13 protein-coding genes are annotated in these 11,831 nt (G+C 65.0%); 7 read left to right on the forward strand and 6 right to left on the reverse strand.

The window, feature by feature from the left end:
* The first annotated feature begins 157 nt into the window (after positions 1-157).
* The 3 genes from RAD04_RS12615 (at position 158) to RAD04_RS12625 (ending at position 2,265) form a co-directional block, all read left to right on the forward strand.
* Entirely contained in the window at positions 158-1,321 is a 1,164-nt protein-coding gene (locus RAD04_RS12615; protein WP_461624048.1) for a serine hydrolase domain-containing protein, read from the forward strand.
* A gap of 166 nt (positions 1,322-1,487) precedes the next feature.
* Positions 1,488-2,006: a septal ring lytic transglycosylase RlpA family protein gene (locus tag RAD04_RS12620; protein WP_461624049.1), complete on the forward strand. Its 519-nt coding sequence runs from the start codon at positions 1,488-1,490 to the stop codon at positions 2,004-2,006.
* Between the two features lie 103 nt (positions 2,007-2,109).
* A complete protein-coding gene (locus tag RAD04_RS12625) occupies positions 2,110-2,265 on the forward strand; it encodes a hypothetical protein (RefSeq protein WP_177236955.1) in 156 nt (51 codons plus the stop codon).
* Here RAD04_RS12625 and RAD04_RS12630 read toward each other — a convergent pair.
* The 3 genes from RAD04_RS12630 to RAD04_RS12640 all read right to left on the reverse strand — a co-directional run bounded on the left by RAD04_RS12630 (position 2,237) and on the right by RAD04_RS12640 (position 4,023).
* On the reverse strand, positions 2,237-2,581 hold the full coding sequence (locus RAD04_RS12630) for a hypothetical protein (protein WP_091961321.1): 345 nt from the start codon (positions 2,579-2,581) through the stop codon (positions 2,237-2,239). The two genes, RAD04_RS12625 and RAD04_RS12630, sit on opposite strands and share 29 nt — an antisense overlap.
* A gap of 85 nt (positions 2,582-2,666) precedes the next feature.
* Entirely contained in the window at positions 2,667-2,939 is a 273-nt protein-coding gene (locus RAD04_RS12635; RefSeq protein WP_461624050.1) for a hypothetical protein, read from the reverse strand.
* Positions 2,940-3,078: 139 nt separating this feature from the next.
* On the reverse strand, positions 3,079-4,023 hold the full coding sequence (locus tag RAD04_RS12640) for a LysR substrate-binding domain-containing protein (protein WP_461624051.1): 945 nt from the start codon (positions 4,021-4,023) through the stop codon (positions 3,079-3,081).
* A gap of 81 nt (positions 4,024-4,104) precedes the next feature.
* On the opposite strand from RAD04_RS12640, the gene RAD04_RS12645 reads away from it, so the two are divergent.
* The gene (locus RAD04_RS12645; RefSeq protein WP_461624052.1) at positions 4,105-5,493 is read left to right on the forward strand and encodes an MFS transporter; all 1,389 of its coding nucleotides are present in this window, start codon (positions 4,105-4,107) and stop codon (positions 5,491-5,493) included.
* An 86-nt stretch (positions 5,494-5,579) separates the two neighbouring features.
* Here the strand turns inward: RAD04_RS12645 and RAD04_RS12650 are convergent, their stop codons facing one another.
* Positions 5,580-8,267, reverse strand: a complete 2,688-nt coding sequence (locus tag RAD04_RS12650; RefSeq protein ID WP_461624053.1) for a flavin-containing monooxygenase — start codon at positions 8,265-8,267, stop codon at positions 5,580-5,582.
* Between the two features lie 227 nt (positions 8,268-8,494).
* Between RAD04_RS12650 and RAD04_RS12655 the strand changes: the two genes are divergently transcribed.
* Complete coding sequence (locus tag RAD04_RS12655; RefSeq protein WP_104463219.1) at positions 8,495-8,704, forward strand: hypothetical protein; 210 nt, start codon at positions 8,495-8,497, stop codon at positions 8,702-8,704.
* 81 nt (positions 8,705-8,785) lie between these two features.
* Entirely contained in the window at positions 8,786-10,288 is a 1,503-nt protein-coding gene (locus tag RAD04_RS12660) for a carboxylesterase/lipase family protein (protein WP_461624054.1), read from the forward strand.
* Between the two features lie 7 nt (positions 10,289-10,295).
* On the opposite strand, the gene RAD04_RS12665 is transcribed toward RAD04_RS12660, so the two are convergent.
* Positions 10,296-10,475, reverse strand: coding sequence for a hypothetical protein (locus tag RAD04_RS12665; RefSeq protein ID WP_028145412.1), 180 nt, complete (start codon positions 10,473-10,475; stop codon positions 10,296-10,298).
* Positions 10,476-10,626: 151 nt separating this feature from the next.
* Between RAD04_RS12665 and RAD04_RS12670 the strand changes: the two genes are divergently transcribed.
* Positions 10,627-11,421 (forward strand): DODA-type extradiol aromatic ring-opening family dioxygenase, encoded by a 795-nt coding sequence (locus RAD04_RS12670; RefSeq protein ID WP_461624055.1) that lies wholly within the window; start codon positions 10,627-10,629, stop codon positions 11,419-11,421.
* Positions 11,422-11,542: 121 nt separating this feature from the next.
* On the opposite strand, the gene RAD04_RS12675 is transcribed toward RAD04_RS12670, so the two are convergent.
* Positions 11,543-11,803 carry a SemiSWEET transporter gene (locus tag RAD04_RS12675; protein ID WP_028145410.1) on the reverse strand — a complete coding sequence of 87 codons (261 nt, stop codon included), beginning with the start codon at positions 11,801-11,803 and terminating at the stop codon, positions 11,543-11,545.
* Positions 11,804-11,831: the final 28 nt, after the last annotated feature.

Consider the following 11,831-nt stretch of genomic DNA (forward strand, 5'->3'; position numbering starts at 1 on the left):
ACGCTGACGCAAAGAGAGCTCGATTTTCTCGCCAGCTTGAAGACGAACTGGCGAAGGCTCTATTGGCGTGAATTCGCGCGCATCCTCAGAGAGAACGCGCAGCCCCGATATGCCGGCGCCGAAGCTGGCTCTGCGCCGCAACAGGGATGAGGCTCGCATGAGGCGGCGCCAGTTCATTTCGCTGCTCGGCGGCGCCGCACTGGCGCCGCTCTCCGCGGTCTGCGCGAACGCAGCCGACGGCTGCGGTGTTCCGTCCGAACGGGGCGACGGCTGGCCGGGCGGCTCCGTCGCTGGCGACAGTCTCGTCAATCGCGAGGCGCTGTGCGGGATGGCCGACCGGCTCGCCACGAGCGATGCCAATATCCATGCGGTGCTGGTCGCCCGCGACGGCAAGCTGGCGTTCGAGCGCTACTTCAAGGGCGCCGACGAGATACCCGGCTACAACTACGGCCGCCGGGTGGAAACCATCGCCTTCGATGCCGACATGTTGCACAACATGAAGTCTGTTTCGAAGAGCGTTGCATCACTCGTCGTCGGGATCGCGATCGATCGCGGGCTGATACGCGGCGTCGACGAGCCGATCTTCAGCTTCTTCCCCGAGCTATCCGACTTGCGTTCTCCCGAAAAGGACCGCATCCGGCTGGTGGATGTGCTCACCATGTCGATGGGCCTGAAGTGGGTCGAGGCGACGCCCGCGACGGGAGACGACGACAATGACGAGACGTGCATGCATATGGCATGGGATCCGTGTCGCTACGTTCTCGGTCTTCCCGTGACCGCCGCAGCGGGGCAGGAGTTCTTCTACAACACCGGCGCGCTCACGCTTGTGTCGGCCATCATCCGCAAGGCGACCGGCCGTCCGCTCGACGAATTCGCGCGCGAGAATTTGTTCGAGCCTCTGGGTATCACCGGCACGGCGTGGGGCCGGTACAGGGGAGATACCGATGCCGGAGGAGGATTGCGCTTGCGACCGCGCGACATGGCCAAGATCGGCCAGCTCGTGCTTGCGGGCGGTCGCTGGAACGGCCGCCAGATCGTCTCCAAGGCGTGGATCGAGGCTTCGACGGCAGAGAAGATCAAGGCGACGGACGCTCAATCCTACGGATATCTGTGGTGGCGCGGCCAAACGCGCCTCAATGACCGCAAGATCAGCTGGATCGGTGCGCTGGGCCGCGGCGGGCAGTCGATCCGCATCGTCCCGGAGCTCGATCTCGTCGTCGCAGTGACTGCGGGTTACTATCAGGACTACAGCTCGCAAGCGTTTCGATTGCAGTTCGGCGTCTTCCGGGACGTGTTGCGCGCGATCCCGCCTCCGGCCTGAGCCGGAGCCGGCCACTGGGGCAGCTTCTGTCCCGATTCAGGACGCGTCACTGTGATGGAATCGTCACAGTTGACGCGAAACGGCGGCGGCCCCAGGCCCGCTTTTGTTCCGACAAGGTTCTGCCCTCATTGCCCACCGAAACTCCGGGCAGTTCGGAGGGCGCATCATGTCTTGCATTGCACGTGCCGAAACTGCCCGGATTTCGCTGGCAACCTCGAGCCGGCTGCTGCTAGCCATCGTCGGGGCCGCCTCGCTCGCCGCCTGCGCGCAATCGCCGGTCGGCCGCCAGAAGGCCGATCTCGGGGCCACCGGCCGGCAGGCCGCGGTCGAGCGGCCGCACCGGGTGGCGGCGCTGCATCCAAGGCCGATCAGCCGGGTGCGCATTCCCGATCGCGATGCAAAGCAAGCGGCCTCGCACGGCGTTGCCAGCTTCTATTCGGATACGGAGACGGCGAGCGGCGAGAAGTTCGACAAGAACGAATTGACCGCGGCCCATCCGACCCTGCCATTCGGCACGAAGCTGCGCGTCACCGACGTTTCCTCCGGCCGCTTCGTGACCGTCAGGGTCAACGATCGCGGTCCCTATATCCGCGGACGCGTCGTCGACGTCTCGCCTTCCGCGGCCGAGGCGCTCGGCATGGTCGACAGGGGCATCACCAATGTCCGGCTCGACGTCGTGCAATGAGTTCGAGACACCGCGTTCGGCCCGCCGCGCTTAACCGGGTGTTAGCGGCTTCTCAAGCACCATGTCTGTCCGAACAATTTGGGGCTGTTGGGGAGGCGGGCGCTTGAACACGATCCGATATCTCGAAGATCAAGCCGCGCGCGCCGAGCGACTCGCCAAACGGATCACGGATACGCTGACGATCGAAAAGCTCCAGGCCTTCGCCGACGAGCGCCGTCGCGAGATCGAAGTCATCGCCGGCAAATATCGGCGCGCATAACTCCCGCATTCATGCTATGGCTATCGATGAAGTCGCTGAGATAGTCGGGTAGCTCTATGCCATAGATGTCGCAGCGTGCCTTTATCGCGCCGGCGACATCGGTCGAGATGTCCTTCATCCAATGTTCGAGCGTGTTGAACGAAATCACCTTGATGGGGTCGTTGAAGCAGCCGGCGACGAGCTCGCCGATTGTGGCTTCGAGATCGCTTCGTTCAATGCGAATCTCCGTCGCCTGGTCGAGGCGATCGATCACCACGAACAGGGTCTGGTCTGCGCCATAGGGCACGACCGGGGGTGGTACGCCAGCTTCAAGCATGTGAGGCACTCGCGGCTTGACTTCCGATCTCCACCAACGGGAAAAACCGGCAGAAGGTTCCTACGCGCCTGCATGTGAAGCGCCGTCAGAGAAATTCTCTCCAGCGCGAGAGCTCGATGACGTGTTCGGGCGAGAGAATGCCGGTCACGAGCGGCGGCTGCGCCGCTGTCCGGATCTCATAGAGATGCCGGGTCGTCGCCGGCTTCCCCATGAACGCCGAGATGCACTCGTCGAGGGTACCTTCCCTTATCGGGTAGGATTCCCGGTCCGGCCGGCGCTGATTTGCCAATGATGGCCATTTATGCAGGGCCGCAAGCGCATCGAAATCGACTTTTGAATCCGCAACCGCGTCCCCCATCGTCCCACCTCACGCAAAAAACACCCCAGCACGCGGATTTGCGTGCCGGGGCCCATACCTGTCGCTGCATCTCAATGCCACAGGCACCCAACGCGATGACCGGGAAATGGTTCCCGGCTAATCCGCTACGGCGTAAGGCTCAATCGTTGGGAATCTTCGGAGTTTGCAATATCCAGCGGACAAACGCCTTCACGCGGGGATCTTTGGCCATTGCCGGGGGCCAGCGCACGATTTGAGCCTTGCTCGACGGCAAGTCCCACGATTGCGGAAGCACCCGAACCAGTCTCCCGTCCTTGAGCGCATCCTGGACCAGCAGCGAACGCGCGAGCACGATCCCGTTGCCGGCGAGGGCGGCGGCTATGGCGGTAGCTATCGTTGCAAAACGTATCTCGGCGGGTGGCGGGCGGCCGAGGTCCAATCGTTCGAACCAGGTGCTCCATGACCACTCGACCCCACGGTCTTCGCCGGCCCGGCCCTTGTGCAGGAGCGGCAACGATTTGAGGCGCGTCACGTCGGTCAGTGGTCGCTGGCCAGGCAGCAGGCGTGGGTGGCAGACGGGGTAAACATGCTCGCGAAATAGCAAACGTTGCGTGGACGTTGGCCTCAAGCCCGCCGCTGGTTGCCACAGCACCGCGACGTCAAGATCGTTCGACCTCGCGTGTGCGTCGGCTTCACGTACGGCCAGCTCAACCGGTATGCCGGGATGCGTCTGCGCAAAATCGGGCAAGCGGCGCACGAGCCAATAGTCGGCAAGCGCTGCACCGACGCCGACTTTCAAGGCCGGAGGCGGAGCAGCGGCGCGACAGAGCGCACGAAAATCCGCCATCCTGTCGAGCAAACCGGCCAACTCGTTCGAGAGGGCAGTACCGGCGGGCGTGGCGCATAAGCCGCTCGGCTGCCGAATGAGGAGGGGCGTCCCGACGAAGTCCTCGAGTTTGCGAAGCCGATGACTGACCGCGCTCTGCGTGAGCCCGAGCTCTGCGGAAGCGCGCGTGACGCTCGCATGTCTCAAGGCGGCCTCGAACGCAATCAGCCCGTCGAAGGGAGGAAATGAGCGCATTGCATCATCATGAAATATTTTCATGCCGATGTGAATACATCGCATTGGCGCAGGCCTCGGCCTGGCATGCATATCGGTACCAGACGCTTTCACGATGGGACAACGATGATCACGCCTGAACCCGATATGCAGCCCCGACGCCGTTGGCACGACTCGCTGCCAGCGATGGTGCTCGGCATGGCGGCCTTTCTGACGCAATTCGACGTCACCGCGGTTGTTGTCGCGATGCCGGCTATGGCCGCCGAACTCGGTTTCGGCGGCGCTGCCTATGCCTGGGTGATGGATGCCTATAGTCTGGCATTTACCGGTGGGCTGCTCGCCGCCGGCGCGCTGGCCGACAAATATGGACGTCGACGCGCTCTGCTTGGCGGCAACGTCGTGTTTCTGGTCGGATCGATCATTTGCGGCTTTGCGACGGCCGGTCCAATGCTGTGGGCCGCGCGTGCAATTCAAGGCCTTGGCGCGGCGTTCGTCATCACTGGAGGCATTGCGCTGCTTGCGAGTGCCTATGCTCGGCCTGACGAGCGCGCCCGCGCCTTTGCGTTCATGGGTGTGCTCTCAGGCATCGCCATGGCGCTCGGACCAACGCTCGGGGGACTTGTCTCGGCCTGGTTCGGATGGCGCTGGATCTTCCTGGCCAATATCCCGCTTTGTCTGCTCGCGCTTCTGGCCGTTCCGCGGCTGGTCGCAGAGTCGCGTGATCCTGCCGGCCGCCCGCTGGACTGGAGCGGCGTCGTGCTTCTCACGTTTGCGCTTGGTATTGCAATCGAGAGCCTGCTGACGGGAGGTGCAATGCCGGCCCGGATTGCAGCGGGCCTCGGGCTGAGCGCGTGTCTGCTCGCCATCTTCGTGATGCAGCAGCGGCGCCGGCCCGTGCCGATTTTCGACCCCGCTGTGTTCATTCGGCCGGTCATGGTCGGCATTTCCTCGCTGCTGATTGCCGTTTCTGTTGGATACTGGGCGGTTCTCGTCTATCTGCCTCCGTTCCTGAGTGCAGCGTTCGGCTGGCCAGGCCCGTCCGTTGGCTTCGCAATGCTCTTCGCGACCTTGCCGATGCTTCTGCTGCCGCCCTATGGTGCTCGCCTGGCAAAACGCTGGGGCTGGCGCCGGCTGTTCGCGACGGCGATGCTGGCGCTGCTGGCAGGCGATCTCATTCTGGTGCTAGCGGCGAGCGGCTGGCTCCCGAACGCGCAAGTCGTTCTCGCTGCGGCGGCAACCGGAATGCTGTTGACCGGGATTGGCGCAGTCCTCGCGCATCCGCAACTGTCGAGCGCTGTCGTTGCGTTGGTGCCTCCGGCCCAAACGGGTATGGCTTCGGCAGTCACCGTGGTCATGAGGCAGGCCGGATTTGCGCTCGGCATCGCAACGCTCGGTGCGATGCTATCGGACGAAGGGACGCCTGCCGATTACGCCTGGCCCTGGCTTGTTGCCGCTTTTGGATCAGCAGGCGGCCTCATCGCCGCATCGATGTTGCTGCCTGACCATCAGCCGTAGCTGTATCTGGCAGATACAGCCGGCTGACGGGGCCACACCAATCGCCACGCCGGCCGGGAAACGGTTCCCGGCCGCTTCGTTTCGGCTCAACTCGCGGCCGCCGCGATTTTGTTCCCCGGGCTGGCGTCGCCGTGACTGTCCTCGTCACCGCGGCTGACCCCCGGCGGCAGCCCGGCGAAGCGCCGCAAGGCTTCGGCCATCTGCACGCGGCCCTGCACACCGGTGATCACCACGTCCACCATCGTGAAGGACGAGTGGAAATGGCCGTGCGCTTTCAACTGTTCGACCGGGACACCCGCCGCCGCCATGGCCTCGGCATAGGCGATGCCTTCGCCGCGCAGCGGATCGAACTCGCAGGTGGCGACGAAAGCCGGCGGCAGCTTCTCGACCTTGCCGCGCAATGGCGAGACGCGCGGGTCGGTGCGGTCGGCCGGTGAGCAATAGAGGTCCCAGAACCAGTACATCAGCGACCGCGTCAGGAAATAGCCGGTCGCATTGTCGTTGTAGGAGGGACGGTCGAAGGTGCAGTCGGTGACGGGGCAGATCAGGAGCTGGCCTGCAATCTCCGGCCCGCCCCGGTCGCGCGCGAGCTGGCAGGTGACGGCGGCGATGTTGCCGCCGGCGCTCCAGCCAGCGACCAGCACCGGCCCGGGCTTGCCGCCGAGCTCGGCGGCGTGCTCGGCGATCCAGCGCGTTGCCGCATAGCCGTCTTCCGCCGCGGCCGGGAAGCGATGCTCGGGGGCGTGGCGATAGCCGACGCTGACGAACATCATGCCGGTCCTGCGCACCATGTCGCGGCAGAACGGCTCGTCCGACTGCTCGTCGCCGAGCACCCAGCCGCCGCCGTGGAAGTAGACCACGACCGGATGCGGGCCGGGCGTTGCAGGCTTGAAGATGCGATAGGGCAGCGGACCGTCGATGCCGGGCAGGGTGCCGTCGACGATCTCGCCGATCAAGCGTCCGGCGGGGCGGCCCTTGTTGAACTCGTTGACGAAGGCGCGTGCGCCCGCCGCGCCCATCGACTCGATCGGCGGCAGGTTGAGCGTGGCCAAGAGGTTCAGCACCAGCCGCACGTCCGGCTGCAGGCGCACCACCTCGCCGTCATTGCACTGCGCGGCACCGCCGGGGCCGGTGAGCTTGAAGCCGAGCATGCCGCGGCTCGTCACCTCGTCGCAGATGCTGCGATAGGGGCCGACGCCGCCGGTATAGGGCATCAGGCCCTGCACCTTGCCTGGGACGTTGGCGCCCGTGTACCAGGTGTTGGCGAGCCGGTGCAGCGTCAGCATCGAGCAGTCGGCCATGTGCCTGTTCCAGCCGGCCTGCGCCATCTCGGTCGGCTCGATCGTGGTGAAGCCGGCATCGCGCAGCGCGGCGAGGCGGTCGACGACCCAGTCGACATGCTGCTCGATCGAGACCGCCATGTTCGACAGCACCGACGGGCTGCCGGGTCCGGTGATCATGAAGAAGTTCGGGAAGCCTTCCACCGTGAGCCCGAGATAGGTCTGCGGACCGTGGGCCCACACATCGGTGAGCGATTTGCCGCCGCGCCCCGTGATCGGGTGCACGGCGCGGATCGCGCCAGTCATGGCGTCGAAGCCGGTCGCGAACACGATGACGTCGACGTCGACGCTGCGGCCGTTCGTGGAGATGCCACTCGCCGTGATCGCCTTGATCGGCTCCTGGCGCAGATTGACCAGCGTGACGTTCGGCCGGTTGTAGGTGGCGTAATAATTGGTGTCGAGGCAGGGGCGCTTGGCGCCGAAGGGATGATCGTGCGGCGTGAGCGCAGCCGCTGTCTCGGGATCCTTGACTGCCGCCCGGATCTTCTCGCGGATCAGGTCCTGGACGATCTTGTTGCCGTCGACGTCGACGGCCTGGTCGGCCCAGAGCTGGGTCAGGATGTGGACGAGGTCGCCGGCGGCCCAGGCACGCTCGAACCGCTCGCGACGCTCGGCATCGCTCAATTGCCAGCTCACGACCGTCTGCTGCGGATAGGGCACGCCGGCCATCGACTGGCGCGCCTGCTCGCGATAGGCCGGGCGATCGGACTGCAGCAGGCTCATGCGGTCGGATGGTGCCGGGCCGTTATGGGCAGGCAGTGCGAAGTTCGGCGTGCGCTGGAACACGGTCAGATGCGCGGCCTGCTCGGCGATCAGCGGGATCGACTGGATCGCCGACGAGCCGGTGCCGATCACGGCGACGCGTTTTCCCGCGAGGTTGACGCCGCCATGCGGCCAGCGTCCGGTGAAATAGACTTCGCCCTTGAAATCCTTGACGCCGTCGATCTCCGGCGGCTTCGGCGCCGAGAGGCAGCCGGTGGCCATGATGTAATGGCGGCAGGAGACCGGCGCGCCATTGTCCGTGGTCAGCTGCCAGCGCTCGGCCTTCTCGTCCCATTTGGCTTCGGTGACCTTGGTCCTGAAGCGGATGTCGCCCCTGAGGTCGTAGCGGTCCGCAACGAAGCCGAGATAACGCAGGATTTCGGGCTGGGTCGCGTATTTTTCCGACCAGGTCCAGGCCGTCTCGAGCTCGGGATCGAAGGTGTAGCTGTAGTCGATGGTCTGGATGTCGCAGCGCGCGCCCGGATAGCGGTTCCAGTACCAGGTGCCGCCGACGTCGCCGGCCTCTTCGAGGCCGACCGCCGAGAGGCCGGCCTTGCGCAGGCGATGAAGGAGATAGAGGCCGGCAAAGCCGGCGCCGACCACGGCGACATCGACCTGCTGAGCGGTTCCGCGCTCATCCGAGGCACGTGTGGCAACCATCGCATCTGGCATGGCATCCTCCCGTATGTTTTGTTTTGCCGGCAGGCTATCGCCACATGCACGGCTTGTCATCACAGCAAGTGCAATCTTCGGTAGGCGTTTGCGGCGTCACCGTGGCGCGTGAATGTTGCGGCACTACACGCACCGCGATGCACAATGGCCGTGATTGCCCGGGCTAATCATGCCCGATCCGCCTGTGTATGCTTGCGGTTACAAGCCACGCGTAACGATCGAGCGTCATGCCAGAGTTGAGTGAGCGGACCAAAGCGAACATGGACGTCGTCCTGGAGCAGACGTGCCGGCAATTGCCGCATGGCGGCGATCACGACAGCCGCAGGTTCATCGCCGAACGCCTGATCGAAGCGGCGCGGGCCGGGCACTCCACGCTCGGCGAGCTCGGCATCGTCGCGCGGCACGCGCTGGCGGAGATTCTCGCAAAGCGCGGTTAGTGCGAGCCGGCAGGCTTGCCCCGCCGACGGCGGCGGACGTAACCTGCAGGAAACCGTTCCGCGCATCGAGATGCACCGAAGATGCGATCCCTGCTCGCGCTTCTTGCGGCCTCCATTGTCCTGTGTTGCGCCGGCTCGGCCGTGGCGCAGCCGGTCGGACAGTTTCCATTCGCGCTGACGCGTGAAGGACAGATTCTCGGCGCCGTCGAAGGTGAGGTGGCCTCGTTCAAGGGACTGGCCTATGCGGCGCCGCCGGTCGGCGCATTGCGCTGGCGCCCGCCACAGCCGACGCCCGAAAGTTCGGAGATGCACACCGCCTACGATTACGGCGCGCCGTGCCTTCAGCCGTCCTTGCCTGATGCGAGCGAGGATTGCCTGACGCTGAACGTGTTCCGCCCTTTCGGGGTCGACGGCCCGCTGCCGGTGATGATGTTTATCCATGGCGGCGGCTTCATCGGTGGCACCGCGAATGAGCGGCTGTTCGACGGTGCCAGGCTGGCGCAGGCCGGCCTCATCGTGGTCACCGCAAATTATCGCCTTGGCGTGCTCGGCTGGCTCACTGATCCCGCGTTGACGGACGGCGGTTCCGGCAATTACGGCCTGATGGACCAGATCGCCGCGTTGCATTGGGTTCATGACAACATCGCAGCCTTCGGCGGTGATCCGCACAACGTCACCTTGTTTGGCAGCGACGCGGGCGCGACATCGATCGCGCTTCTGATGCTGTCTGCGCAGTCGCGCGATCTGTTCCAGAAGGCCATTCTGCAATCGGTGCCCGCTCGCGCGCCCCTGCGCTCGGTGCAGGATGCGCAGGCCATGGGCCGGCAGTTCGTGGCGGCGCTTGGACCGCAGGCGGATTTGCGTGCCGCCGGACCGCGACGCCTGCTTGCCGCCGAAAGCCGTCTGCTGGAGCAATCGCGGCAGGGCTTCGCGCCGATGATGGACGGAGCTCTGGCGACCGAGGATATCGCTGCAGGCTTTGCGGCCGGACATCAAAGCCGCATTCCCCTGATGATCGGCTCGAACGACGACGAGACCGGCTTCGACGGCGAGTTCGATGCCAAGGAGGAGCTTGAAGCGTCAGGCCTCACAAGCGATGAGCTGCGCAAGCTCTATCCTGATCTCGCCAAGCCTTCTCTCGACAAGCCTTCTCTCGCCAAGCCTTCGGATCTTGCGGCACGGTTCTACACCGACAAAGTTTTTTCCGAGCCCGCAAGACTGCTGGCGCGCCTGCATGCCCCAAGCGGCGCGGCGGCCTTTCGCTATCGCTTCGCCTATGTGCCCGAGGCGCGTCGCGCCAATCCCGGGCCCGGGCACGGGCGCGAGCTGCAGTTCATCTTCGGTGCGGAAGGCGTGCCGGGAGCGGGCATCTTCTCGCGGGCTGATCGCGAGGTCGCAAGCCGCATGCGGTCCTATTGGATCAACTTCGCCAGAAGCGGCGATCCCAACGGTCCCGGTCTGCCGCATTGGGACGCAGCCGCGGGCGGCGATCGCCTGCTGCTGATCGCGAACGATCACATCGCGAGCGGAGACGACCCCTGGTCGGAGCGTCTCGACCGGATCGCAGGCGAGAGCAAAAAATGAGTTGGACTTAAGCGGCGAGCTCGACGCGGGGCGCCGGCGTCAGCCGGCCTTCCTCCAGATAGTCCATCGCGCCGTCCTTCTCGACGGCGTAGAACTGCTGGCCTTCGCGCGACTTGAAGGCGGCGCGAACGATGCCGCGGCGGCCCTTGTCACTGTTGACGACGTCCCCCAGCGCAAACTTCTTCATCTCACGTCTCACTTGTCTTCAGGCCGACTGCTTCGGCCACGCCGGGGATTTTGGGCGGCAAATCGTTAACGACTTGCTAACCATGCCGGTTTGCCTATGCTCGCCGCCGGACGCGCGGGCACGCGCGCAGAGTGCCGATGAGACGAGCCCCATGACGCGATTTCCGACCCTGTTCCTGTCGCATGGCGGCGGCCCCTGGCCCTTCATGGAGGACCGGCGGGTGCAATATGCCAGGACCGCCGAAGAGTTCGGCCGGTTGCCGCAGCTTCTCCCGGAGAGGCCGAAGGCCGTGCTCGTCATCACCGGCCATTGGGAGGCCGATGCCTTCACGGTGTCGACCTCGGCGCAGCCGCCGATGGTGTACGACTATTACGGTTTCCCCGAGCATACCTACCACCTCAAATATCCGGCGCCGGGCAAGCCCGAGCTTGCGACGAGAGTGAAGACGCTGCTCGGGGGCGCGGGCGTCGATTGCCGGGAAGATCCCAACCAGGGTTTCGATCACGGCACCTTCGTGCCGCTCGGCCTGATGTATCCGAACGCCGACATGCCGATCGTGCTGCTGTCGCTGAAGTCTGCTTACGATGCCGCCGAGCACGTCAAGGTCGGCGAGGCGATTGCCTCGCTCCGCGATGAAGGCATCCTGATCGTCGGCAGCGGGCTGACCTATCACAACATGCGCGGCTTCAACCGGCCGGAGTCCAAGCCGGTCTCGGTTGACTTCGAGGCCTATCTGAACGAGGCGATCAGCAACCCCGATCCGGCCCGCCGCAACGCGATGCTGGTCGATTGGGAGAATGCACCGAGCGCGCGCCTGGCGCATCCGCGCGAGGACCATCTGCTGCCGCTGATGGTGGCCGCCGGCGCCGCCGGCGGTGATGTTGGCAAGCGCGTCTTCGTCGACGAGGTCGCAGGCGTCGCGATGGCGTCGTATGTGTTTGGATGAATTCGTAGGGCGGATTAGCGAAGCGTAATCCGCCATCGTGCGGCAATAGAGGTGGCGGATTACGCCCGCGGACTGCGCTTCGCGCAGCCAAGGGCTAATCCGCCCTACGCATCGCGCAAGCTCACCCGTATTTCAGCTTCATGAACAAAATGCCGCCGGCGAGCAGCATGGTGATGGCGTTGGCGGCGACCAGCGGCGCATCGCCCGAGAGCAGGCCGTAGATCAGCCAGAGCGCGAGGCCCAGCACCATGACCAGAAACATGCCAAGCGAGATGTCGCCGGTGGAGCGGGTCTTCCACACCTTGATGGCCTGCGGCGCATAAGCCACGGTGGTGCAGGTGGCGGCGGCAAAGCCGATCAGCTTGATCACGAACGGGTCCATGCCGGCTCTATAGCATGGATTCGACGAC

Source organism: Bradyrhizobium sp. 25ACV (genome assembly GCF_054863005.1).

Bases quoted from the DNA above. Each gene is read 5' to 3' on its own strand.
- RAD04_RS12615 (WP_461624048.1), top strand. From the start codon at position 158: ATGAGGCGGCGCCAGTTCATTTCGCTGCTCGGCGGCGCCGCACTGGCG.
- RAD04_RS12620 (WP_461624049.1), top strand. From the start codon at position 1,488: ATGTCTTGCATTGCACGTGCCGAAACTGCCCGGATTTCGCTGGCAACC.
- RAD04_RS12630 (WP_091961321.1), bottom strand. From the start codon at position 2,581: ATGCTTGAAGCTGGCGTACCACCCCCGGTCGTGCCCTATGGCGCAGAC.
- RAD04_RS12635 (WP_461624050.1), bottom strand. From the start codon at position 2,939: ATGGGGGACGCGGTTGCGGATTCAAAAGTCGATTTCGATGCGCTTGCG.
- RAD04_RS12640 (WP_461624051.1), bottom strand. From the start codon at position 4,023: ATGAAAATATTTCATGATGATGCAATGCGCTCATTTCCTCCCTTCGAC.
- RAD04_RS12645 (WP_461624052.1), top strand. From the start codon at position 4,105: ATGATCACGCCTGAACCCGATATGCAGCCCCGACGCCGTTGGCACGAC.
- RAD04_RS12650 (WP_461624053.1), bottom strand. From the start codon at position 8,267: ATGCCAGATGCGATGGTTGCCACACGTGCCTCGGATGAGCGCGGAACC.
- RAD04_RS12655 (WP_104463219.1), top strand. From the start codon at position 8,495: ATGCCAGAGTTGAGTGAGCGGACCAAAGCGAACATGGACGTCGTCCTG.
- RAD04_RS12660 (WP_461624054.1), top strand. From the start codon at position 8,786: ATGCGATCCCTGCTCGCGCTTCTTGCGGCCTCCATTGTCCTGTGTTGC.
- RAD04_RS12665 (WP_028145412.1), bottom strand. From the start codon at position 10,475: ATGAAGAAGTTTGCGCTGGGGGACGTCGTCAACAGTGACAAGGGCCGC.
- RAD04_RS12670 (WP_461624055.1), top strand. From the start codon at position 10,627: ATGACGCGATTTCCGACCCTGTTCCTGTCGCATGGCGGCGGCCCCTGG.
- RAD04_RS12675 (WP_028145410.1), bottom strand. From the start codon at position 11,803: ATGGACCCGTTCGTGATCAAGCTGATCGGCTTTGCCGCCGCCACCTGC.